This is a genomic window from Streptomyces sp. NPDC001604, from assembly GCF_042893475.1.
Lineage (GTDB): Bacteria > Actinomycetota > Actinomycetes > Streptomycetales > Streptomycetaceae > Streptomyces.
Genome location: NZ_JBIAUY010000007.1, coordinates 298,931 through 320,825, shown reverse-complemented (window position 1 = coordinate 320,825; position 21,895 = coordinate 298,931). Strand labels below are relative to the sequence as shown.

20 protein-coding genes and 2 pseudogenes are annotated in these 21,895 nt (G+C 70.2%); 13 read left to right on the top strand and 9 right to left on the bottom strand.

Translation table 11 applies throughout. The features are described from left to right. Positions 1 to 8 precede the first annotated feature (8 nt). The 8 genes from ACFY1E_RS22150 to ACFY1E_RS22115 all read left to right on the top strand — a co-directional run bounded on the left by ACFY1E_RS22150 (position 9) and on the right by ACFY1E_RS22115 (position 9,902). Positions 9 to 1,010, top strand: coding sequence for a proline racemase family protein (locus tag ACFY1E_RS22150; RefSeq protein WP_389078470.1), 1,002 nt, complete (start codon positions 9 to 11; stop codon positions 1,008 to 1,010). A 41-nt stretch (positions 1,011 to 1,051) separates the two neighbouring features. Further along, entirely contained in the window at positions 1,052 to 1,723 is a 672-nt protein-coding gene (locus ACFY1E_RS22145; protein ID WP_389078467.1) for a GntR family transcriptional regulator, read from the top strand. A 57-nt stretch (positions 1,724 to 1,780) separates the two neighbouring features. Beyond that, the gene (locus ACFY1E_RS22140) at positions 1,781 to 2,776 is read left to right on the top strand and encodes a LacI family DNA-binding transcriptional regulator (protein WP_389078465.1); all 996 of its coding nucleotides are present in this window, start codon (positions 1,781 to 1,783) and stop codon (positions 2,774 to 2,776) included. 110 nt (positions 2,777 to 2,886) lie between these two features. Continuing rightward, positions 2,887 to 4,236: an ABC transporter substrate-binding protein gene (locus ACFY1E_RS22135; protein ID WP_389078462.1), complete on the top strand. Its 1,350-nt coding sequence runs from the start codon at positions 2,887 to 2,889 to the stop codon at positions 4,234 to 4,236. Positions 4,237 to 4,240: 4 nt separating this feature from the next. After that, positions 4,241 to 5,197: a carbohydrate ABC transporter permease gene (locus ACFY1E_RS22130; protein ID WP_389078460.1), complete on the top strand. Its 957-nt coding sequence runs from the start codon at positions 4,241 to 4,243 to the stop codon at positions 5,195 to 5,197. Further along, positions 5,194 to 6,072: a carbohydrate ABC transporter permease gene (locus ACFY1E_RS22125; protein ID WP_389078458.1), complete on the top strand. Its 879-nt coding sequence runs from the start codon at positions 5,194 to 5,196 to the stop codon at positions 6,070 to 6,072. Before ACFY1E_RS22130 ends, ACFY1E_RS22125 begins: the two co-directional genes overlap by 4 nt. A gap of 30 nt (positions 6,073 to 6,102) precedes the next feature. After that, positions 6,103 to 7,683, top strand: coding sequence for an alpha-amylase family glycosyl hydrolase (locus tag ACFY1E_RS22120; protein ID WP_389078456.1), 1,581 nt, complete (start codon positions 6,103 to 6,105; stop codon positions 7,681 to 7,683). Between the two features lie 77 nt (positions 7,684 to 7,760). Further along, positions 7,761 to 9,902: a discoidin domain-containing protein gene (locus ACFY1E_RS22115; RefSeq protein WP_389078454.1), complete on the top strand. Its 2,142-nt coding sequence runs from the start codon at positions 7,761 to 7,763 to the stop codon at positions 9,900 to 9,902. 73 nt (positions 9,903 to 9,975) lie between these two features. On the opposite strand, the gene ACFY1E_RS22110 is transcribed toward ACFY1E_RS22115, so the two are convergent. From ACFY1E_RS22110 to ACFY1E_RS22100, 3 genes are read right to left on the bottom strand one after another with little or no spacing between them, the layout of a single operon-like run. Continuing rightward, positions 9,976 to 10,911: a PDR/VanB family oxidoreductase gene (locus tag ACFY1E_RS22110; protein ID WP_389078452.1), complete on the bottom strand. Its 936-nt coding sequence runs from the start codon at positions 10,909 to 10,911 to the stop codon at positions 9,976 to 9,978. Then, positions 10,908 to 11,087, bottom strand: a complete 180-nt coding sequence (locus tag ACFY1E_RS22105) for a hypothetical protein (protein WP_351468503.1) — start codon at positions 11,085 to 11,087, stop codon at positions 10,908 to 10,910. Before ACFY1E_RS22105 ends, ACFY1E_RS22110 begins: the two co-directional genes overlap by 4 nt. After that, positions 11,084 to 12,157 (bottom strand): Rieske 2Fe-2S domain-containing protein, encoded by a 1,074-nt coding sequence (locus ACFY1E_RS22100; RefSeq protein WP_389078449.1) that lies wholly within the window; start codon positions 12,155 to 12,157, stop codon positions 11,084 to 11,086. The genes ACFY1E_RS22105 and ACFY1E_RS22100 overlap by 4 nt, the downstream gene beginning before the upstream one ends. A gap of 224 nt (positions 12,158 to 12,381) precedes the next feature. On the opposite strand from ACFY1E_RS22100, the pseudogene ACFY1E_RS22095 reads away from it, so the two are divergent. Next, positions 12,382 to 12,551, top strand: a pseudogene (locus tag ACFY1E_RS22095) (signal peptidase I); the annotation flags it as partial. 56 nt (positions 12,552 to 12,607) lie between these two features. Here ACFY1E_RS22095 and ACFY1E_RS22090 read toward each other — a convergent pair. Continuing rightward, a complete protein-coding gene (locus ACFY1E_RS22090; RefSeq protein ID WP_389078446.1) occupies positions 12,608 to 13,084 on the bottom strand; it encodes a hypothetical protein in 477 nt (158 codons plus the stop codon). A gap of 364 nt (positions 13,085 to 13,448) precedes the next feature. On the opposite strand from ACFY1E_RS22090, the gene ACFY1E_RS22085 reads away from it, so the two are divergent. The 3 genes from ACFY1E_RS22085 to ACFY1E_RS22075 all read left to right on the top strand — a co-directional run bounded on the left by ACFY1E_RS22085 (position 13,449) and on the right by ACFY1E_RS22075 (position 17,302). Then, a complete protein-coding gene (locus tag ACFY1E_RS22085; RefSeq protein ID WP_389078444.1) occupies positions 13,449 to 14,114 on the top strand; it encodes a polysaccharide deacetylase family protein in 666 nt (221 codons plus the stop codon). Positions 14,115 to 14,330: 216 nt separating this feature from the next. Beyond that, positions 14,331 to 16,388 carry a phosphocholine-specific phospholipase C gene (locus ACFY1E_RS22080; RefSeq protein WP_389078442.1) on the top strand — a complete coding sequence of 686 codons (2,058 nt, stop codon included), beginning with the start codon at positions 14,331 to 14,333 and terminating at the stop codon, positions 16,386 to 16,388. A 77-nt stretch (positions 16,389 to 16,465) separates the two neighbouring features. Next, positions 16,466 to 17,302 carry a phospholipid scramblase-related protein gene (locus tag ACFY1E_RS22075; RefSeq protein ID WP_389078440.1) on the top strand — a complete coding sequence of 279 codons (837 nt, stop codon included), beginning with the start codon at positions 16,466 to 16,468 and terminating at the stop codon, positions 17,300 to 17,302. 6 nt (positions 17,303 to 17,308) lie between these two features. Here the strand turns inward: ACFY1E_RS22075 and ACFY1E_RS22070 are convergent, their stop codons facing one another. Both ACFY1E_RS22070 and ACFY1E_RS22065 read right to left on the bottom strand, forming a co-directional pair. Beyond that, a complete protein-coding gene (locus ACFY1E_RS22070) occupies positions 17,309 to 18,256 on the bottom strand; it encodes a hypothetical protein (protein ID WP_389078438.1) in 948 nt (315 codons plus the stop codon). Continuing rightward, on the bottom strand, positions 18,253 to 19,065 hold the full coding sequence (locus tag ACFY1E_RS22065; RefSeq protein ID WP_389078435.1) for a phosphatase PAP2 family protein: 813 nt from the start codon (positions 19,063 to 19,065) through the stop codon (positions 18,253 to 18,255). The genes ACFY1E_RS22070 and ACFY1E_RS22065 overlap by 4 nt, the downstream gene beginning before the upstream one ends. Positions 19,066 to 19,294: 229 nt before the next feature. Here ACFY1E_RS22065 and ACFY1E_RS22060 point away from each other — a divergent pair, with 229 nt between their 5' ends. Next, entirely contained in the window at positions 19,295 to 19,909 is a 615-nt protein-coding gene (locus ACFY1E_RS22060) for a TetR/AcrR family transcriptional regulator C-terminal ligand-binding domain-containing protein (RefSeq protein ID WP_389078433.1), read from the top strand. A gap of 145 nt (positions 19,910 to 20,054) precedes the next feature. Here ACFY1E_RS22060 and ACFY1E_RS22055 read toward each other — a convergent pair whose 3' ends face one another. From ACFY1E_RS22055 to ACFY1E_RS22045, 3 genes and pseudogenes are all read right to left on the bottom strand, one after another. After that, positions 20,055 to 21,056 carry a DUF2510 domain-containing protein gene (locus tag ACFY1E_RS22055; protein ID WP_389078431.1) on the bottom strand — a complete coding sequence of 334 codons (1,002 nt, stop codon included), beginning with the start codon at positions 21,054 to 21,056 and terminating at the stop codon, positions 20,055 to 20,057. Further along, positions 21,053 to 21,430 (bottom strand): hypothetical protein, encoded by a 378-nt coding sequence (locus ACFY1E_RS22050; protein ID WP_389078429.1) that lies wholly within the window; start codon positions 21,428 to 21,430, stop codon positions 21,053 to 21,055. Before ACFY1E_RS22050 ends, ACFY1E_RS22055 begins: the two co-directional genes overlap by 4 nt. A 205-nt stretch (positions 21,431 to 21,635) precedes the next feature. Further along, a pseudogene (locus ACFY1E_RS22045) lies at positions 21,636 to 21,791 on the bottom strand (MFS transporter); the annotation flags it as partial. Positions 21,792 to 21,895: the final 104 nt, after the last annotated feature.

The following is a 21,895-nucleotide window of genomic DNA, read 5'->3' as shown; positions in this document are numbered from 1 at the left end:
GGCAGGCCATGCGCAGCAGACTCGTCCTGCACGCCGTCGACTCGCACACCGAGGGCATGCCCACCCGTGTGATCACCGGCGGGATCGGGACCATCCCGGGTGCGACGATGAACGAGCGGCGGCTGTACTTCCGCGAACACCGGGACGACATCAAGCAGTTGCTGATGAACGAGCCGCGTGGGCACTCCGCGATGAGCGGCGCGATCCTCCAGCCGCCGACACGGCCCGACTGCGACTGGGGTGTCGTCTACATCGAGGTGTCCGGCTATCTGCCGATGTGCGGGCACGGGACGATCGGCGTCGCGACCGTGCTCGTCGAGACCGGCATGGTCGAGGTCGTCGAACCGGTCACCACCATCCGCCTCGACACCCCGGCCGGAGTCGTGGTCGCCGAGGTGGCGGTGGAGGGCGGGGCGGCGAGGTCGGTGACGCTGAGGAACGTGCCGTCGTTCGCGGTCGCGCTCGACCGCAAGGCGACGCTGGCCGACGGGCGGTCGGTGACCTACGACCTGGCCTACGGCGGAAACTTCTATGCCATCCTCCCCCTGGACCAGTTCGGCCTCCCCTTCGACCGTGCCCGCAAGGACGACATCCTCGCGGCGGGGCTGGCGCTGATGGACGCCATCAACGCCGAGGACGAGCCCGTCCACCCCGAGGACCCGTCCATCCGCGGCTGCCACCACGTCCACCTGCTGGCCCCCGGCGCAGGCGCCCGCCACTCCCGGCACGCGATGGCGATCCACCCCGGCTGGTTCGACCGCTCACCCTGCGGCACCGGCACCAGCGCGCGCATGGCGCAGCTCCATGCGCGCGGCGAACTCCCGCTGCACACCGAGTTCGTCAACGAGTCCTTCATCGGCACCCGCTTCACCGGCCGCCTCCTCGGCACCACCGAGGTCGCGGGCCGCCCCGCCGTCCTGCCCAGCTTCACCGGGCGCGCCTGGATCACCGGAACCGCCCAGTACCTGCTCGACCCGGAGGACCCGTTCCCCGCAGGGTTCGTCCTGTAGGCGGCCCGATAATGTCCGGTGATCCAAGGAGGACGAACACCATGGCCCAGCAGCACCGCCCCGCCCTTCCCTCGCTCGGTGGCAGGAAGCCCAACTTCCGGGAGAAGGTCGTGGACGTGCTGCGGGCCGCGCTGATCTCCGGCGAACTGCGCCCCGGCCAGGTGTACTCGGCGCCGGCCCTCGCCTCCCGCCTCGGCGTCTCCGCGACTCCGGTCCGCGAGGCGATGCTCGAGCTGGTGAAGGAGGGCATGGTCGAGATCGTCCCGAACAAGGGGTTCCGGGTCACCGAGGTCTCCGAGAAGCAGCTCGACGAGTACACCCACATCCGGTCCCTGATCGAGATCCCGACGACGGTCGGCCTCGCGACCACCGCCGGCCTCGACGACCTGAAGGCACTGCGCCCGCTCGCCACGGAGATCGTCACCTCGGCCGCGCGAGGCAACCTCACCGACTACGTCGAGGCCGACCTGCGCTTCCACCTGGCTCTGCTCGCCCTGGCCGGCAACGACCATCTCGTGGAAGTCGTACGGGACCTGCGGCAGCGTTCACGACTGTACGGACTGACGGCCCTCGTCGAGGCCGGACGGCTCGATGCCTCCGCCGAGGAGCACCTCGAACTCCTCGACGCGCTGCTCGCACGCGACACCGAGGCCGTGCGCGAGGTGATGACCCGGCACCTCGGACACGTCCGGGGACTCTGGGCCGCCCACTGAGAGCCCGCTTTCGCGATTACGCAAGTTTTTTGCATTGCTTGCGCTATTCTTGCGTACATGACGCGACGACTTGCTGAGGTGGCGAAGAAGGTCGGGGTCAGCGAGGCCACGGTCAGCCGGGTGCTGAACGGCAAGCCCGGGGTCTCGGAGTCCACCCGGCAAGCAGTGCTCAGTGCCCTGGACGTCCTCGGCTACGAGCGGCCCACGCAGCTGCGCGGCGAGCGCGCCCGGCTCGTCGGCCTCGTCCTGCCCGAGCTGCAGAACCCCATCTTCCCGGCGTTCGCCGAGGTCATCGGCGGCGCCCTCGCCCAGCTCGGCCTGACCCCGGTGCTGTGCACACAGACCAAGGGCGGCGTCTCCGAGGCCGACTACGTGGAGCTGCTGCTGCAACAGCAGGTCTCCGGCGTCGTCTTCGCCGGCGGCCTGTACGCCCAGGCCGACGCCCCGCACGACCACTACCGCAGGCTCGCCGAGCGCAACATCCCGGTGGTGCTGGTCAACGCGTCCATCGAAGACCTCGGCTTCCCCCGTGTGTCCTGCGACGACGCGGTGGCGGTGGAGCAGGCCTGGCGGCATCTGGCCTCCCTCGGGCACGAGCGGATCGGACTGGTGCTGGGTCCGGACGATCACGTTCCGTCGGCCCGCAAACTGGCCGCCGCCAAGGCCTTCGGACACCTCCCGGACGAGCATGTGGCGCGGGCGATGTTCTCCATCGAGGGCGGTCACGCTGCCGCCTCCCGTCTGATCGACCGCGGTGTCACCGGCTTCATCTGTGCCAGCGACCCGCTCGCCCTCGGTGTCATCCGGGCCGCCCGCCGCAAGGGACTGGACGTGCCGGGCCGGGTCTCGGTCGTCGGTTATGACGATTCGGCGCTGATGAACTGCACGGAGCCGCCCCTGACCACCGTCCGCCAGCCCATCGAGGCGATGGGCCGGGCGGCCGTGGAGCTGCTGAACGCGCAGGTCGGCGGCGGGTCCGTACCCGCCGAAGAGCTCTTGTTCGAGCCGGAGCTGGTGGTGCGCGGCTCGACCGCGCAAGCCCCTCGTCCCTGAGAACCCCTCAGCTGTCGAATAATTACAGATTCTGCGCGACATCTTGCGGACTGATGTCGGCGGTGCTTGAGTGTGCGGCGCCCACCGCTCCTGCCACGAGGGGTCCACCGATGAGAAGCACCGGGTTCCGCCGTACGTTCGTCGCGCTCAGCGTCTGTTCTCTCGCACTCGCCGCCTCCGCCTGCGGATCGGGCGACGACGGATCGGCGAGCGGGAAGACCCGTATCACCGTCAACTGCGAACCGCCCCAGAGCGCCAAGGTCGACCGCGGGTTCTTCGAGCAGGACGTCGCCGCCTTCGAGAAGCAGCACCCGGACATCGACGTCGTCGCGCACGACGCGTTCCCCTGCCAGGACCCGAAGACCTTCGACGCCAAGCTCGCCGGCGGGCAGATGGAGGACGTCTTCTACACCTACTTCACCGACGCCAGGCACGTCGTCGACATCCACCAGGCGGCCGATCTCACGCCGTACATCAAGGAGTTGAAGAGCTACGGCACCCTCCAGAAGCAGCTGCGCGACATCTACACCGTCGACGGGAAGATCTACGGCGTCCCGCGCACCGGCTACTCGATGGGCCTGATCTACAACCGCAAGCTCTTCCAGAAGGCCGGACTCGACCCCGACAAGCCCCCGGCCACCTGGGACGAGGTCCGCGCCGACGCCAAGAAGATCGCGGCCCTCGGCGACGGGACCGTCGGATACGCCGACTACAGCGCCCAGAACCAGGGCGGTTGGCACTTCACCGCCGAGCTGTACTCCCAGGGCGGCGACGTCGTCAGCGCCGACGGCAAGAAGGCCACCATCGACACCCCCGAGGGGCATGCCGTCCTGCAGAACCTGCACGACATGCGCTGGGCCGACAACTCCATGGGCAGCAAGCAGCTCCTGGTCATCAACGACGTGCAGCAGATGATGGGTTCGGGCAAGCTCGGCATGTATCTCTCCGCGCCCGACAACATCCCGATCCTGGTCAAGGAGAAGGGCGGCAACTACAAGGACCTCGCGCTCGGCCCGATGCCCGGCGGTAAGGGCACGCTCATCGGCGGCGACGGCTACATGTTCAACAAGCACGACACGCCCGCCCAGATCCGCGCCGGCCTGAAGTGGCTCGACCACATGTTCCTCACCCCCGGCAAGGGTTTCCTCGGCGACTACGCCCGCGCCAAGAAGGCGCACGCCCCGGTGGGACTGCCCGAGCCGCGCCTGTTCACCGGCGCCGCCGACACCAAGGACCAGCAGGCCAAGAAGGCCAACGCCAATGTCCCGGTGGAGAACTACCAGGCCTTCCTCGACGGCAACCACAGCCTCCAGCTGAAGATCGAGCCGCCGGACGCCCAGCAGATCTACTCCGTCCTCGACTCCGCCGTCTCCGCCGTCCTCACCAAGAAGGACGCCGACATCGACCAGCTGCTGAAGGACGCCTCCGGCAAGATCGACGGCATCCTGGCGCGGGGCTGACGAGATGACGAAGACGGCCGAGCGGCAACCCGTCCGGACGGCCGCTGTCCATCCGGTCCCGGCGCCGTCCCCGGTAGGGGGCCGGGGACGGCGCCGCCTCGCCGACCAGGCCCGCGCCTACGCCTTCCTCCTCGGCGGCCTCGTCTGCTTCGCCCTGTTCTCCTGGTACCCGGCGATCCGAGCCGTCGTGATCGCCTTCCAGAAGTACACGCCTGGCTCACCGCCCGAGTGGGTCGGCACCGCCAACTTCACGCGGGTCTGGCACGACCCCGAGTTCACGGCAGCCTGGCGCAACACGCTCACCTTCACCCTGCTCGCCCTGCTGCTCGGTTTCGCGATCCCCTTCGTGCTGGCCCTCGTCCTCAACGAACTGCGCCACTGGAAGGCCTTCTTCAGGATCGTGGTGTATCTGCCGGTGATGATCCCGCCGGTGGTCAGCGCGCTGCTGTGGAAGTGGTTCTACGACCCAGGAGCCGGCCTCGCCAACGAGACCCTGCGCTTTCTGTACCTGCCCACCTCGAACTGGTCCAACGGCACCGACACCGCGCTCATCTCCCTTGTCGTCGTGGCCACCTGGGCCAACATGGGCGGCACCGTCCTGATCTACCTGGCCGCGCTCCAGTCCATCCCGGGCGAGCTGTACGAGGCCGCCGAACTGGACGGGGCCAACCTGCTCCAGCGCATCCGGCACGTGACGGTCCCCCAGACGCGTTTCGTCCTCCTCATGCTGATGCTCCTGCAGATCATCGCGACGATGCAGGTCTTCACCGAACCGTTCGTGATCACGGGCGGCGGCCCGGAGAACGCCACGGTCACCGTCCTCTACCTGATCTACAAGTACGCCTTCCTCTACAACGACTTCGGCGGCGCCTGCGCGCTCAGCGTCATGCTCCTCGTGCTGCTCGGCGCCTTCTCCGCCGTGTACCTGCGCCTGACCCGCTCCGGAGAGGAGGACGCGTGAGCGCCACCCGCACCCTCGTCTCCCCGGCGACGCTGGCCCGCCCGCGCGGGAGAACCGTGTACTGGACGGTGTTCACCGTCGTCCTCGTCCTGTTCGCGCTGGCCTTCCTGTTCCCCGTCTACTGGATGGTGACCGGCGCGATGAAGTCGCCGGACGAGGTGGCGCGGACCCCGCCCACGCTCGTCCCCGAGCACTGGCGCCTCGGCGGCTACACCGACGCCTGGGACCTCATGCAGCTGCCGCAGCACCTGTGGAACACGGTGGTCCAGGCGGCCGGCGCCTGGCTGTTCCAGCTCGTCCTCTGCACGGCCGCCGCCTACGCCCTGTCCAGGCTCAGGCCCGCCTTCGGCAAGCTGATCCTCGGCGGCATCCTCGCCACCCTGATGGTCCCGGCCCAGGCCCTCGTCGTCCCGAAGTACCTGACCGTCGCCGACCTTCCCCTGATCCACACCAGCCTGCTCAACGACCCCCTGGCCATCTGGCTTCCGGCCGTCGCCAACGCCTTCAACCTCTACCTGCTCAAACGGTTCTTCGACCAGCTCCCGCGAGACGTCCTGGAGGCGGCCGAGATCGACGGCGCCGGGAAGCTGCGCACCCTCTGGTCGATCGTGCTGCCGATGTCGCGGCCGGTCCTGGGAGTCGTGTCGATCTTCGCGCTGGTCGCCGTGTGGCAGGACTTCCTCTGGCCGCTGATGGTCTTCTCCGACACCGGCAGACAGCCGATCAGCGTGGCACTCGTCCAGCTGTCGCAGAACATCCAACTGACCGTGCTGATCGCCGCCATGGTGATCGCCAGCATCCCGATGGTCGCCCTGTTCCTGCTCTTCCAGCGGCACATCATCGCCGGCATCAGTGCGGGCAGCACCAAGGGCTGACGCCCTCCCTCCGACAGAAAGGCAAGCACAGTGGGACAGCCCCGCCATGCCCCGACGGAGTGGTGGCGCTCCGCCGTCATCTACCAGGTCTACGTCCGCAGCTTCGCCGACGGCGACGGCGACGGCACCGGCGATCTCGCCGGCGTCCGCGCCCGACTGCCCTACCTCGCCGAACTCGGCGTGGACGCCCTGTGGTTCAGCCCCTGGTATCTGTCACCGATGAAGGACGGCGGTTACGACGTCGCCGACTACCGCGCGATCGACCCGGCCTTCGGCACTCTCGCGGAGGCGGAGAAGCTGATCGCCGAGGCCGGCGAACTCGGCATCCGCACGATCGTCGACATCGTCCCGAACCACGTCTCCGACCAGCACCCCTGGTTCCGCGCCGCGCTCCTCGGCGGCCCCGAACGCGAACTGTTCCACTTCCGCCCCGGCCGCGGCGCCCACGGCGAACTGCCGCCCAACGACTGGACGTCCCAGTTCGGCGGCCCCGCCTGGACCAGGCTGCCCGACGGCGACTGGTACCTGCACCTCTTCGCCCCCGAACAGCCCGACCTCAACTGGGCGCACCCGGCGGTCCGCCAGGAGCACGAGGACATCCTGCGGTTCTGGTTCGAACGGGGCGTCGCCGGGGTCCGCATCGACTCCGCCGCACTCCTCGCCAAGGACCCCGCCCTGCCCGACTTCACCGAGGGCCGCGACCCGCACCCGTACGTCGACCGGGACGAACTCCACGACATCTACCGCTCCTGGCGCGCCGTCGCCGACGAGTACGACGGCATCTTCGTCGGCGAGGTCTGGCTCCCCGACACCGAACGCTTCGCCCGCTATCTGCGCCCCGACGAACTCCACACGGCCTTCAACTTCGCCTTCATGACCTGCCCCTGGGACGCGCGCAGGCTGCGGACGTCCATCGACGAGACCCTCGCCGAGCACGCACCCTTGGGCGCCCCCGCCACCTGGGTGCTGTGCAACCACGACGTCACCCGCACGGTCACCCGCTACGGCCGCACCGACACCGGCTTCGACTTCGCCACCAAGGCCTTCGGCACCCCGGCCGACCTCGCCCTCGGCACCCGCCGCGCCCGCGCGGCCGCCCTGCTGTCACTCGCCCTGCCCGGCGCGGTCTACGTCTACCAGGGCGAGGAGCTGGGCCTGCCCGAGGCCGACATCCCCCTCGACCGCATCCAGGATCCGATGCACTTCCGGTCGAACGGCACCGATCCGGGACGGGACGGCTGCCGGGTGCCGCTGCCCTGGACGGCCGGGGCGCCGTACGCGGGCTTCGGCAGCCGCGAGGAGCCCTGGCTGCCGCAGCCGGCCGGCTGGACGTCGTACGCCGTCGACCGCCAGGACGCGGACGCCGGCTCGATGCTGGCTCTCTACCGCGCGGCCATCGGGCTGCGTCCGGTGTTCGGGGACGGGCCGCTCACCTGGGACCCCGCACCCGAGGGCGTCCTCGCCTTCACCCGGTCGGGTGCCCGGTGCCTGGTGAACCTCGCCGACACCCCTCTCGACCTTCCCGTCAGCCCCCAACTCCTGCTCGCCAGCGGTCCCTTGGACGCCGAGGGACGACTGCCGAAGGACACCGCGGTCTGGCTGCGCGCCTGAGCCGCACCGCACCCTCTCCGCCATCCCCGCACCCCCACACCGGAAGGGATCAGCACATGCACAGAACTGTCAGGGGCATGCCAGTAGCAATGGTCGTCGCCCTCTCCGCCGGTCTGCTCACCGCCACGGCCCCCGCCGCACACGCGGCCTCCGGCGCCACCCTGCCCTTCACCTCCGTCGAGGCCGAGTCCGCGACCACCACCGGCACCAGGATCGGACCCGACTACACCCAGGGCACCCTCGCCTCCGAGGCCTCCGGGCGCCAGGCCGTACGTCTCACCTCGGGCCAGCGCGTCGAGTTCACCGTGCCGCGCGCGGCCAACGCCGTGAACGTCTCCTACAGCGTCCCCGACGGCCAGTCCGGCACGCTCGACGTGTACGTCAACGGTCAGAAGATCGCCAGGACGCTCGCGGTCACCTCCAAGTACTCGTACATCGACACCGGCTGGATCCCGGGCGCCAAGACCCACCACTTCTTCGACAACGCCCGACTGCTGCTCGGCCAGAACGTCCAGGCGGGCGACAAGATCGCCTTCCAGTCGACCGGCACCCAGGTCACCGTCGACGTCGCCGACTTCGAGCAGGTCGCCGCTGCCGCCGGCCAGCCCGCCGGCTCGGTCTCGGTCACCTCCAAGGGCGCCGACCCCAGCGGCAACGGCGACTCCACACAGGCCTTCCGGGACGCGATCTCCGCCGCGCAAGGGGGAGTGGTGTGGATCCCGCCGGGCGACTACAGGCTGACGTCCTCGCTCAGCGGCGTCCAGAACGTGACCCTGCAGGGCGCAGGCAGCTGGTACTCCGTCGTGCACACCTCCCGTTTCATCGACCAGTCGAGTTCGTCGGGCGGAGTGCACATCAAGGACTTCGCGGTGTTCGGCGAGGTGACCGAGCGCGTGGACTCCAACCCGGACAACTTCGTCAACGGCTCGCTGGGACCGAACAGTTCGGTCTCCGGCATGTGGATCCAGCACATGAAGGTCGGCCTCTGGCTGATGGGCAACAACGACAACCTGGTCGTCGAGAACAACCGCATCCTCGACACCACCGCCGACGGCCTCAACCTCAACGGCAACGCGCGCGGGGTCCGCGTCCGCAACAACTTCCTGCGCAACCAGGGCGACGACTCCCTCGCCATGTGGTCGCTGTACTCCGCCGACACCGACTCCAGCTTCGAGAACAACACCATCTCGCAGCCGAACCTCGCCAACGGCATCGCGATCTACGGCGGCACCGACATCGCGGTGAGGAACAACCTGGTCTCCGACACCAACGCCCTCGGCAGCGGTATCGCGATCTCCAACCAGAAGTTCCTCGACCCGTTCTCACCGCTGGCGGGCACCATCACCGTCGACGGCAACACGCTCGTGCGCACCGGCGCGATGAACCCCAACTGGAACCATCCGATGGGCGCACTGCGCGTCGACTCCTACGACAGCGCCGTCAACGCCACCGTGAACATCACCGACACGACCGTCACCGACAGCCCGTACAGCGCCTTCGAGTTCGTCTCCGGCGGCGGGCACGGCTATCCGGCCGGCAACGTCACCGTCAGCGGTGCGACCGTGAAGAACACCGGCACGGTCGTCGTCCAGGCGGAGACGCAGGGCTCGGCGAAGTTCAGCAACGTCCAGGCCACCGGGGTCGGCGCGGCGGGCGTCTACAACTGCCCCTACCCGTCCGGCTCCGGCACCTTCACCCTCACCGACGGCGGCGGCAACTCCGGCTGGAGCAGCACCTGGGCCGACTGCTCGACCTGGCCGCAGCCCGGCCAGGGCAACCCGGACCCCGACCCGAACCGCAACCTCGCCAAGGGCCGCCCGGCCACCGCCACCGGCTCGCAGGACGTCTACACGCCGGGCAAGGCGGTCGACGGCGACGCGAACAGCTACTGGGAGTCGACCAACAACGCCTTCCCGCAGTCCTGGACCGTCGACCTCGGCTCCCCGCAGGCCGTGCGCCGGCTGGTGCTGAAGCTGCCGCCGTCGACCGCCTGGGGTGCCCGCACCCAGACCATCACCGTGCTGGGCAGCACCGACGGCTCGACCTACTCGACCGTCGTCGGCTCCACCGGCTACCGCTTCGACCCGGCGACCGGCAACACGGCCACCGTCAACCTGCCGGCCGGCACCAGCCTTCGCCATCTGCGGCTGACCGTCAGCGCCAACACGGGCTGGCCCGCGGGCCAGTTCAGCGAGGTGGAGGCATATCTGACTTCGTGACCGCGGCTGCGCCCCCTGACAGGTGCTGCGTCAGGGGGCGCCATCGCCGACCAGGAGAGGGCCGGCCCCGGGGTCACAGGTCCAGCACGAGCTTCTTCCCACGGCAGCGGGACACACAGATCATCATCGTCTCCCCGCTCTGCTGTTCCTCGGCGGTGAGCACCGAGTCCCGGTGGTCCGGGGTGCCGTCGAGGACGTCGGTCTCGCAGGTTCCGCAGGTGCCCTCGGTGCAGGAGAACAGCACCTCCACACCGGCCGCTCGGACGGCGTCCAGCACGGAGACGTCCGGCGCGACCGTCACCGTACGACCGCTCTGCGCCAGCTCGACCTCGAACTCGGTGTTCTCGCCATCCTCCTGGGCCTTCGGCGAGAACCGCTCGACCCGCAGCCGCTCGGCCGGGCAGCGCTCCTCGACCGCGTCCAGCAGCGGCCCGGGACCACAGCAGTACACGAGGGCGTCCTCAGGCAGGTCGTCCAGTACGGAACCCAGGTCGAGGAGCCCGGTCTCGTCCTGCGGGCAGACGCTCACCCGGTCCCCGTACCGCTCCAACTCCTCAAGGAAGGCAATGGAGTTGCGGGTGCGGCCGCCGTACAGCAGCGACCACTCGGCGCCCGCGGCCTCCGCGGCGGCCACCATCGGGAGGATCGGCGTGATGCCGATGCCGCCCGCGACGAACCGGTAACGCGGCGCGCTCTCCAGCCGGAAGTGATTGCGCGGCCCGCGCACCCGCACCTTGTCGCCCTGCCCCACCTGCTCGTGCACATGGGCGGAACCGCCGCGCCCGTCCGGCTCCCGCAGCACGGCGATCCGCCACACCGAACGGTCCGCGGGATCCCCGCACAGCGAGTACTGCCGCTCCAGCTCCGGCCCGAGCACGACGTCGACATGCGCGCCCGGCTCCCAGGCCGGCAGGTCCTCGCCGAGCGGGTGGCGCAAGGTCAGGGCGAGCACCCCGTCGGCCGCGAACTCCCGGCGCTCGACGACGAGTTCGGCTTCGTACCCGGTCATGAGCTGTTTCCTCGTGGCGCGGCGGGCTCGTGTCCTTCGGGGTGGCCGAGCATCCACTCCCACATCTCGACCGGGTCCTGGGCGCTGTGCTCGGCGCCGCAGTGACAGGTGCCGTGCAGGATGTCGGTGCCCGGCAGCCAGTCGATGCGGTAGATCTCGCCCGTGGAGCTGCTCACAGGACCTTCTCCACAGGCTTGTCGCCCTCCTCGACGAGGCGGGCGAGGATACGGCGGGCGGCGAGACCGCCGGTGTCGATGTTGATGCTGAGCTCCTGGTACCCGGTCCGCTCCGTGCCGAGCGTCTTGTGCAGCAGGTTGAGCGCGTCCACGTCCTGCATCACCACGGTGTGGTTGTTGCTCCGCATGAACTCGGTGACCTCGGCGTCCTCCGTCGCCCAGTCGCGCGAGACGGCCCAGAAGTCGTAGACCTTGCCGTCCGTCGACGGCGTGATGGCGTACGTGATCTCGGTGTGGAAGCCGTTCGGGTCGCTGCCGTCGGCCTCCGGCAGCACGCCCACCGGCGCGATCCGGCTGTGCAGCAGATACAGACACGGAGCGTGGTACTCGATGTCCTGCCAGCGGGTGATCCGGCCCTGGATGCCGGTGGAGTTGGCGTAGAACGGCGGGCACTCGGCGTCGTCCATGTGCCGGCTCACCCGTACGATGCCCGCGCCCTCGTCGACCTCGGTGGTGATCGGCGTCTCGGCGACCTCGGGGGTGCCGATGTAACCGCCGTGCAGATACGTCTCGTGGGAGAGGTCCAGGAGGTTGTCGACCAGCAGCCCGTAGTCGGCGTCGATGGGCTCCATGCCGCGGACGGTGACCCAGCCGGGCGCGTCGAGGTGCCGGGCCCGGGGGATGGTCTGCGCATCGGCGAGGGCCGGGTCGCCGATCCACACCCACACCAGGGAGTCCAGCTCGACCACCGGGTAGGAGGCCACCCGGGCGGTGCGCGGGACGCGCTTCTGGCCCGGCACGTACACGCAGGTACCCGTCGTGTCGTACGTGAACCCGTGGTAGCCGCACACCAGCTTGTCGCCGTCCAGCCGGCTGGGCTTCTCGTGCAGCGGGAAGCGGCGGTGCACACAGCGGTCGGCGAGCGCGACCGGCGTCCCGTCCTCCTCCGTCCGGTAGAACACGAGCGGTTCACCGAGGATGGTCCGGCCGAGCAGTTCCTCGCGCCCGACCTCATGGCTGTAGGCGGCGACGTACCACTGGTTCCTGGCGAAGGCGGTCATGTGAGGCATGGGGGTCCCGTCCCTGTCGGCGGGGCACCGTCGCCCCGCGTGCCGTGGTTGGACTCAGCGTCCTGACGGGTGCGACGGGCGCGCAAGACGGCTTCCGCCAGACGGAAGACGTTCCGTGAAAGGGCTGGTCAGAGTCGTCCGGGCGGTCCAGCATCGCGCAGGGCGGCGGCCGGGCATACGCATCCCGGTCCTCACCGGAATCTCTCTTGGACGCGGCACTCGACGTCAGCGGCCGCTTCCGCGTCGAACTGAACTCCCCGGCCGCAGCGTCCTCCTGGCACGGCAGGGTGACCATGTGGTGTGGGGGCGCGGAGTCGAGCACTCCTGGTTCGCCGAGGAGGAATCGGTGGTGGTGACGGCCCGCCGGCCGTCCGTGCCCGGCCACGCGGCCTGAAACGCACCACCGACGCCCGCCCGTCAGCGGGCCGGTCCCGTGCCGGGCCGCCAGTGTCAACGCCCGTCGCTCCACAAACGGTTCGCTGCCGCAAACTCCGACGAACCGTAGTCCGGGACGTCCGCAGAGCGCCGCCGGCAGCTGCTCCAGCACAGGGGCGGGTCGGTGGGGCGCGGGCTGAACGGGCGGGAGTCGACCGAGCAGTGGGCGCGGCCGACCGGGCAGCGGTCGGCGAGGCGGAGCAGCGCTGTTGCGAACCGCTCCGGGCGCGCCGTCCGAATCCGCTCCAGTGTCACAGCGCCGCTCCACCTCGGCGGCCAGTGGTACAGCGGCCCGTAGGTGCGCAGCGCGCGGGAGGCCGGGTGCCGAGTACGCCGCCGGTGGACGGCCGCCCAGCTGCCCCGCGCCACAGGGCCGATCACCAGATGGCCGGGGTGCATCCGGCCGTCCACGGCGTACGGCAGGATCACCTCGCGGCCGAGGCGGGCCCCAAGCCCTGTTCGTGGAGCCGCCGACTGCACCTGAACCTCCATGGACTTGCTCTCCGGAGCCGCCCCCGGTTCAGTGGGGCGGCGCAAATCATCAGCAAAGGATTCTTGAGCAAGGCTTGTCCGGTGTGCGGGGGGCGGCGAGTGTGCGCTGCCTAGCATTGCCGCCGTGCGTCCGGACGGGTGGGAGTGGATGAGTACGAGTCGACGTATGGTGCTGGCGGCCTTGGCCGGGGGAGCTCTGGCCGGCTGTTCGGCACCGAAGGAGGCATCAAAGGCGCAAACGGCCGCCTCTGTCCCTTCCTCCGCCCCGCCCTCCTCCGCTGTCCCTTCGCCCTCGGTCAGAGCCAGACCGGCCCGCCTGCCCACCGCGACACGCGCCGAGATCGTCGCCCGCTACGGTCACGCCGTGCCGCACACCTGGGGCTTCGACGGGCCCGGTGTCGTGCACCGGCTCCCCTCCGGTCATCGGGGCATAGCGCTGACCTTCGACGCTTGCGGCGGCCGGGGCGGCAGCGGCTACGACCGTGTCCTGATCGACTTCCTGCGCAGGCGAGAGATACCGGCGACTCTGTTCATCAACTCCCGCTGGATCGACGCCAACCCGGCCGTCTTCCGCCGACTGGCCGCCGAGCCGCTCTTCGAGATCGCCAACCACGGCACCCGCCACCTCCCCCTCTCCGTGACCGGCCGCTCCGCCTACGGCATCCCCGGCACCCGCGACGCCGCCGAGGTCTACGAGGAGATCGCCGGCAACCGGGCGAAGCTCACCCGTCTGCTGGGCAGCCCGCCGCGTTTCTTCCGCTCCGGAACGGCGTACTGCGACGACGTCGCGGCCAGGATCGTCACCGCCATGGGCGAGCGGTTCGCCGGCTTCTCGGTCAACGGCGACGGAGGAGCCACCTTCAGCCCCGAGCAGGTCCGCACGACGGTGGGGTCAGCGCCCGCAGGCTCCGTCGTCATCTGCCACATGAACCACCCTGAGGGCGGTACGGCCGCGGGCATCACCGCCGCAGTACCCCGACTGCAGGCCTCCGGCCATACCTTCGTACGACTGTCGGATGCGCTGCACTGAGCACACGGGCCGCGTCCCGGCCCTGCTGCTCGGCGAGTTCGCGGCCTGGCCCCGTTTCGCGGACGGCACAACCGCCGCGGCACACCTCCCGTACCGACGACTTTCACATGGGTGCCACCGGACCCTTCCCTGACGTTTGGTGCTCTTGGAACACTCGCACCGCGCGCAATCCGTCATGTTCCGGCCATCCGCACCAGGATGAGAGGCACCCAACCCATGCCCGAAGTCAATCGGCGCCGATTCCTGCAACTCGCGGGCGCGACCACCGCCTTCACAGCCCTGTCCAACAGCATCCAGCGCGCCGCCGCGCTGCCCGCGAACCACCGCACGGGATCCATCGAGGATGTCGAGCACATCGTCGTCCTGATGCAGGAGAACCGTTCCTTCGACCACTACTTCGGCACGCTCAGAGGCGTCCGCGGCTACGGCGACCCGCGTCCGGTGGTGACCCGGCAGGACGGGAAGCCGGTCTGGTACCAGGCGGACGCGAGCGGCAAGGACATCCTGCCCTTCCACCCGGACGCCGACGACCTGGGCCTGGCCTTCATCCAGGACCTCCCGCACGGCTGGAACGACGGACATGCCACCTTCAACGGGGGCAAGTACGACAAGTGGGTCCCCTCCAAGGGCTCCACGACAATGGCGTACCTGACCCGCAAGGACATCCCCTTCCACTACGCGCTCGCCGACTCCTTCACCATCTGCGACGCGTACCACTGCTCGTTCATCGGCTCGACCGACCCGAACCGCTACTACATGTGGACCGGTTACACGGGCAACGACGGCCAGGGCGGCGGCCCGGTCCTCGGCAACGACGAGGCCGGCTACAGCTGGACCACCTACCCCGAGCGCCTGGAGAAGGCGGGCGTCTCCTGGAAGATCTACCAGGACGTCGGCGACGGCCTCGACGCCAACGGCGGCTGGGGCTGGATCCAGGACGCCTACCGCGGCAACTACGGCGACAACTCCCTGCTCTACTTCAAGCAGTACCAGAACGCCCAGCCCGGCAGCCCGCTCTACGACAAGGCCCGCACCGGCACCGACGCCCGCAAGGGCGAGGGCTTCTTCGACCAGCTGAAGGCCGACGTGAAGGGCGGCAAGCTGCCGCAGATCTCCTGGATCGTCGCCCCCGAGGCCTTCACCGAGCACCCGAACTGGCCCGCGAACTACGGCGCCTGGTACGTCGCCCAGGTCCTCGACGCTCTCACCTCCGACCCGAAGGTGTGGGCGAAGACGGCCCTGTTCATCACGTACGACGAGAACGACGGTTTCTTCGACCACTTCGTCCCGCCGTTCGCCCCGAGTTCCGCGGCGCAGGGCAAGTCGACGGTCGACGTCGGCCCGGACCTGTTCAAGGGCAGCAGCAGCCACCCCGCCGGCCCCTACGGGCTCGGCCAGCGGGTGCCGATGATCGTCGTCTCGCCCTGGAGCAAGGGCGGTTACGTCTGCTCCGAGACGATGGACCACACCTCGATCATCCGGTTCATGGAGCGTCGCTTCGGAGTGCACGAGCCGAACGTCTCGCCCTGGCGGCGGGCGATCTGCGGCGACCTGACCTCCGCGTTCGACTTCTCCCGCACCGACACCAAGCCGGTCGCGCTGCCGGGCACGGACGGCTACCGGCCGCCGGACCACAACCGCCACCCCGACTATGTGCCGACCCCGCCCGCGAACCCGGTCCTGCCCAAGCAGGAGCGCGGCCTGCGCCCGGCGCGTCCCCTCAAGTACGCCCCGCACGTGGACGGGTCGGTGGACACGGCCTCCGGGAAGTTCACGCTGACCTTCGCCTCGGGCGCCAAGGCGGGCGCCGCCTTCCTGGTGACCTCCGGCAACCGCACCGACGGACCCTGGAGCTACACCACCGAGGCCGGCAAGACCGTCTCGGACGCCTGGAACTCGGCGTACTCCAACGGCTCGTACGACCTGTCCGTGCACGGCCCGAACGGTTTCCTGCGCGTCTTCAAGGGACCGAACAAGGTGGCGGGGCCCGAGGTCACGGCCCGCCACAGCGGCGACGACATCGAGCTGACCTTCACCAACAAGGGCTCCGGCACGGTCCGTCTGAAGCTGACGGGTGGATACGGCCACAAGCCCCGGACCTTCACGGTGCGGCCCGGAGCCACGGTGAAGCACACCGTCGACCTCGCCGAGAGCCGGCGCTGGTACGACCTCACCGTCACGTCCGAGGCCGACGCCATGTTCCTGCGGCGGTTCGCCGGACATGTGGAGAACGGGCGGCCGGGGGTGAGCGATCCGGCGATCATCACCGGGTGAACTGCCGGGCAAAGGCTGCTGAACAGCGGTTCGCGGGTACTGGCCAGGAGCCGGTGGGGCCGGGGTAGTGTGCCCCGGTGACCACGCATTCGAACACTCCTGCAGGTTGGTACCCGGATCCGCACGGAGCGCCCCAGACGCTCCGCTACTGGGACGGCGCCCAGTGGACCCAGCACACCAGCCCGGACCAGCAGCAGGCACCTCAACAGCAGGTGCCGCAGCAGCAGGTACCGCCGCAGGCCGCCGCCCCTGACCCGCGTGTGCAGCGTCAGGTGCAGCAGCAGGCCGGGGTCGCCGCCGGCGGACCCGGCGGCGGCAGCCTGTTCACCGAGCCGGTCCTGGTGGTCAACCAGAAGGCCAAGCTGATCGAGGTGACCAACGAGTACAAGGTCATGGATCAGAACGGCAACCAGATCGGCTCGGTGACGGAGGTCGGGCAGAGCACGCTGAAGAAGGTGGCGCGCTTCGTCTCCAGTCTCGACCAGTTCATGACCCACCGGCTGGAGATCCGGGACGCCTACGGTCAGCCGCAGTTGGTGCTGACGCGGCCCGCCAAGGTCTTCAAGTCCAAGGTGCTGGTCTCCCGTCCGGACGGCTCGCCGGTGGGCGAGATCGTTCAGGAGAACATGATCGGGAAGATCAACTTCGCGATGAACGTGGACGGCCAGAAGGTCGGCGCGATCAAGGCGGAGAACTGGCGGGCGTGGAACTTCGCGATCGTCGACCATGCGGAGAACGAGGTCGCCCGGATCACGAAGACTTGGGAAGGTCTCGCCAAGACCATGTTCACCACTGCCGACAACTATGTGCTGCAGATTCACTATCAGTTGCCGGAGCCGCTGTTGAGTCTTGTGGTGGCGACGGCGTTGACTGTGGACACGGCGCTCAAGCAGGACTCGCGCGGGTTGGGTTAGGGGCGCTCAGAGCGTCGTCAGGTGGCCCGGCTCAGTTGACTGCCGGGGCACCAACGCCGGTTCGGGCGTCGCAGTTTCCGGCTTCAGGGCCAGGACCGCGGCCACCGGGTGTTCTTCGTCGACCGATGCGACCGGAGCAGGTGTCGCCCGGGTCAGGAGTACCACGCCCCGGGACGCCACGGCCGCGCCCGCGAGGGCGAGGAGGACGCCCTCCGGGCCGCCGCGGAGGCCCTGGCCCAGCAGGGTGAGGCCGATCAGCGAGGCCGCCACCGGATTGGACAGCGTCACCATGGCGAGCGGGGCGCCGAGTCCGCCCCGGTAGGCCGTCTGGGAGAGCAGCAGGCCGCCGACCGCGAAGGCGGCCACCAGTACCGCCACCAGGACGACCTGGAGGCTCAGCGCGGAACCGGACCGGTCGGTCGCGGCCACCGTCACGGTCTGTGTGAGTGCCGACGCGACGCCCGAGGCGAACCCGGACGCCGTGGCGTGCCGCAGGCCCGGCCGGGCTCCCGGCCGCGACAGCAGACCGATCAGCGCGGCCGTGGTCCCCGCGACCGCCAGTGCCTCGGTCAGGCTCAGCACCTGCTGGGGCGCCGAACCGGACGCGGTGACCAGCAGCGCGGCCAGCCCGGCCAGCGTCAGTGCGGTGCCCCGCCACTCGGTCGCGCTGACCCGCCGCCCGGCCGCCCGCGCCCCCATCGGCACCGCGGCGACCAGCGTGAGCGCGCCGAGCGGCTGGACGACGGTGAGCGGACCGTACTTGAGGGCCACGACGTGCAGCAGCGCCGCGCCGGCGTTGAGCCCGACCGACGCCCACCAGGCGCCCGTGCCCAGCAGCCGCAGCATGCCGGTGCCGGAACTGCGGGAGGCGAGCCGCTCCTGGGCCACCGCGGCGGCCGCATAGGCGACGGCGGAGACCAGCGACAGGGCGACGGCGACGAGTGTGGCGGTCATCGGCCCGCTCCTACGAGGACGTGGTCGTCGGCGACGGGCGCGGCGAGCTTCTCGCTGCCGCGGCCGGCCGTGGTGACCGTGCGGTGTGGCCGGTGGATCAGCGCCAGCGTGGCGCCGAGCATGACGGTGGCGACGATCGCGTCGAGCCAGTAGTGGTTCGCCGTGCCCACGATGACGAGCAGCGTCACCAGCGGGTGCAGCAGCCACAGCCGGCGCCAGCGGGACCGGGTCGCCGCGATCAGGCCGATCGCGACCATCAGGGCCCAGCCGAAGTGCAGGGACGGCATCGCCGCGAACTGGTTGGAGAGGTGGTCCGAGGACGGCGGCCCGTAGACCGAAGGCCCGTACACGTGCGCCGTGTCGACGAGGCCCGTGGCGGCCAGCATCCGCGGCGGCGCGAGGGGGAAGACGAAGGGCAGCACCAGGGCCGCCGAGGTGACCGTGGCGAGGACCCGGCGCGCCCACACGTAATGGGCGGGGCGCCGCAGGTAGAGCCAGATCAGGAAGGCCGCGGTGGCCGGGAAGTGGACGGTCGCGTAGTAGGTGTTCGCGAGGTGCACCAGGGTGTCGCTGTGCAGCAGTACGGACTGCACCGAGCCCTCACCGGGCAGATGGAGCGTCCGTTCCAGGTCCCACACGCGGTGCGCGTTGCGCAGCGCCTCGCCGGTGTGGCCGGTGGCCAGCTGACGGCCGAACTTGTAGACGAGGAAGAGCCCTGCGACGAGCAGGAACTCACGGACGACCGGAGGCCGCGCCATCGCGCCGGTCTCTTCGGTCTCTCCTTCTGCAGGCTCGGTGCGGGCATTCATCCCCCGGCCCCTTCGCTGACGGTGGTGCGTGTGCTGGTACGTGGTGAGACCCGGATCGGAACCCGAACTCATCGGTACGCTCGCGTGCCGAAACGAAAGCGTTCCGATACGGCAGTGTACCGATACGCGAGCGTTCCGGTACACTGGCGTATCGATTGAGGTACGACACACTGGAAGCCGGGAATAAAGCGCGAATAAAGCCGGCACTCGGAGTGAGGGAGACGAGCAGATGACGTCGCAGGCCGCGGACGGACCGCAGACGGTCGCCGCCTCGCGCCGCTCCAAGCTCACGCGCGAGCGTGAGCAGGAGTTCTTCGACGCCGTCCTCGAGCAGATCCGCGAATGCGGATACGAAGCCGTCACCATGGAGGGGGTCGCCGCCAGTACGCGCTGCAGCAAGTCCACGCTGTACCGGCAGTGGAAGACCAAGCCCCAGTTCGTGGTGGCCGCCCTGCGCTCCCGCCGCAAGGCCCGCTTCGAGGGCATCGACACCGGATCGCTCGCGGACGACCTGCGCGAGGCCGCGCGGGCCGTGGGCCGCTGGTCGCAGAACGACACCAAGCTGCTGCAGGCCCTCGGGCACGCCGTCACCCAGGACGCCGACCTCGCCAAGGCGCTGCGGGAGGCGCTCGTCGACCCGGAGATCGCCGCGCTGAAGGAGATGCTCAATCGCGGGGTCGAGCGCGGCGAGATCATCGCCGGCCATCCGGCGCTGGAGTACATCCCGGCGCAGATGTTCGGCGTCGTGCGCGCCCGCCCCGTCGTGGACGGCGAGTACGCCGACCCCGACTACCTGGTCCGCTTCGTGGAGGCCGCGGTGCTGCCGGCACTGGGCCTCACCTGAGAATCAGGTCGCCGTCCGTGGGATGACTGGACGGTGACCTGCTCGCGCCGCACCGTGGGGACGGGGGCGGCGCGGACCGCCGGCCGGGTGGGGCTCCTCTTGAGCGGAGGGGCGCCCCACCCGGCCGATCGCTGTCCGGGACGGTTCACACCGTCTGGCCGTTGCCGCCGCCGGTCGACACCTTGATGCCCTTGGTGATGTCGTCGATGACCGACTGCTTCTCGGCGACGTCCACGCCGAAGCGGACCACGACGATCTGCGTCGGGTTCGCGGGGGAGGGGAAGGCCAGCGACTCGACGTAGCCGTCGGAGCCCTTGCTGGTGATCGCCTGCCAGCGGACCAGGTAGCCCTTCTGTCCGGCGACGGTGACGGCCCTGGAGTCGAGCACCTTGTGGGAGGTGATCGAGCCGTAGGTCTTGCCGCCGTAGGACTGCTCGGCGTTGGCCTCGATGTCCGCCTTCGCGACCTCCTCGGCCGTGCTGCCGGCGGTCTTGAGGAGCGCGGCCGGCGCCGAGAACGCGCCGCCCTTGGTGCAGGTCTGCGAGGTGTCCCCGGGGCAGTTGTAGGAGTCGTTCGACGTGATCGAAGCGCCCGCCGGGAGCTGCTGGCCGTACCAGTCGTCCGGGATGGGCAGGCTGATCCCGCTGATCGGGTCGGACACCGAACCGCTCTTGATCTTCGGAGCCTCGGACTGGCCGGGGCCGGGCGACTGGTTCCCGCCCGAACCGCCGTTGCCGCCGCCCGGGCCACCCTGACCGCCGCCCGGCCCCTGCTGCGAGCTGACGTTGCCGCCCGAACCGCCGTTGCCGGCCAGTGCGTACACACCCACGCCGATGCACGCGAGGACGACCACGGCCGCCCCGACGGCGATGCCGGTGCGCAGGCCGCGCCGCGGGTCGGCCGGGGACTGGGCGGGATATGTCGGATAGCCGGGGTATGCCGCATAGGCCGGGGCCGCCGGAGGGGCGGGGCTCGCCGGATCCGGCCCGGCCGTCGGCGTCTGCGCCGGGGGACCCCATACGGCGGCCGACCCCGCGGGGCGGGTCCGGTCCGTCCATGCCTTGCCGTCCCACCAGCGCTCGGTGGCGGGAGCCTCACTTGTCTGCCCGGGGTCGGGGTACCACCCGGGAGGAGTCACCTGCGTCATGCCCCCACCGTATGAGGCCTCGGTGAAAGCGGGATGAGAGGACTCCGGCTTCGGGCCACCACCAGCGGTTCCGGCGCCCGCGCGCCCGGCGGCGGCAACCGCAGCCCGTCCCGGGTGCCCGCCAGGCCGTGCGGGTCGGAAACCCGAGCACGGAGAACGCGTACGGCCCCTTCGCGGCCGAGGCCGGCCCCAGGATTGCGGACCCCGCCGCCCGAGGCGATCACCTCGCCGGCACCCAGGGCGAGCACGGGGTCCTCGGTCCGGAGCGTCCCGGACCCGGGCGGTGCGTCCCGCAGACGGCCGAGGCGGAACAGTTCCTTGCCCGTCGTCTCGGGTGCGGGCAGCGCGTGGTACGGCTCCTCGTCGTAGGTCATGGTGCCCCCGACGGCACGGCCTTCGACACCGGCCCGCATACGCGCTGATCGACGCGGCGGGGTGCCCGGACGGCCGCGGCGATGTCCCGCGGCCGGAAGTCGGCCACCACCGGCGGCCCGGTCGCGTCGGCGCGGAGGAAGCCTCACGGCCGAGGTCTCCCGCGGGTGCGGGGGGTGGCTGCCCTGCCGGCGACCCTGCTCAGCGGCCCAACAGCCCCAGCGCCACCGTGAACGACTGCCACGACCCGTACAGCCCACGCCGCCCCGCCGGCGCGAACTCGGTCATCACCGCCACCGCACCACCGAACTCCCCACCCGCGAACAGTCCCTGAAACACCCTCAGCGCCGTCAGCGGCCATGGACCCTCCGTGTCGGTGAGCACCCCGTCACGGTGACGTCTGCAGCCTGTTGACGGGTTCGACATCCGCAGACGCAGGTCGTGGGCGGTGCGCGTCGTCTGCCCGC

Coding starts and splice junctions, on each gene's coding strand:
- ACFY1E_RS22150 (WP_389078470.1), top strand. CDS start 9: ATGCGCAGCAGACTCGTCCTGCACGCCGTCGACTCGCACACCGAGGGC.
- ACFY1E_RS22145 (WP_389078467.1), top strand. CDS start 1,052: ATGGCCCAGCAGCACCGCCCCGCCCTTCCCTCGCTCGGTGGCAGGAAG.
- ACFY1E_RS22140 (WP_389078465.1), top strand. CDS start 1,781: ATGACGCGACGACTTGCTGAGGTGGCGAAGAAGGTCGGGGTCAGCGAG.
- ACFY1E_RS22135 (WP_389078462.1), top strand. CDS start 2,887: ATGAGAAGCACCGGGTTCCGCCGTACGTTCGTCGCGCTCAGCGTCTGT.
- ACFY1E_RS22130 (WP_389078460.1), top strand. CDS start 4,241: ATGACGAAGACGGCCGAGCGGCAACCCGTCCGGACGGCCGCTGTCCAT.
- ACFY1E_RS22115 (WP_389078454.1), top strand. CDS start 7,761: ATGCCAGTAGCAATGGTCGTCGCCCTCTCCGCCGGTCTGCTCACCGCC.
- ACFY1E_RS22110 (WP_389078452.1), bottom strand. CDS start 10,911: ATGACCGGGTACGAAGCCGAACTCGTCGTCGAGCGCCGGGAGTTCGCG.
- ACFY1E_RS22100 (WP_389078449.1), bottom strand. CDS start 12,157: ATGCCTCACATGACCGCCTTCGCCAGGAACCAGTGGTACGTCGCCGCC.
- ACFY1E_RS22090 (WP_389078446.1), bottom strand. CDS start 13,084: ATGGAGGTTCAGGTGCAGTCGGCGGCTCCACGAACAGGGCTTGGGGCC.
- ACFY1E_RS22080 (WP_389078442.1), top strand. CDS start 14,331: ATGCCCGAAGTCAATCGGCGCCGATTCCTGCAACTCGCGGGCGCGACC.
- ACFY1E_RS22070 (WP_389078438.1), bottom strand. CDS start 18,256: ATGACCGCCACACTCGTCGCCGTCGCCCTGTCGCTGGTCTCCGCCGTC.
- ACFY1E_RS22065 (WP_389078435.1), bottom strand. CDS start 19,065: ATGAATGCCCGCACCGAGCCTGCAGAAGGAGAGACCGAAGAGACCGGC.
- ACFY1E_RS22060 (WP_389078433.1), top strand. CDS start 19,295: ATGACGTCGCAGGCCGCGGACGGACCGCAGACGGTCGCCGCCTCGCGC.
- ACFY1E_RS22055 (WP_389078431.1), bottom strand. CDS start 21,056: ATGACGCAGGTGACTCCTCCCGGGTGGTACCCCGACCCCGGGCAGACA.
- ACFY1E_RS22050 (WP_389078429.1), bottom strand. CDS start 21,430: ATGACCTACGACGAGGAGCCGTACCACGCGCTGCCCGCACCCGAGACG.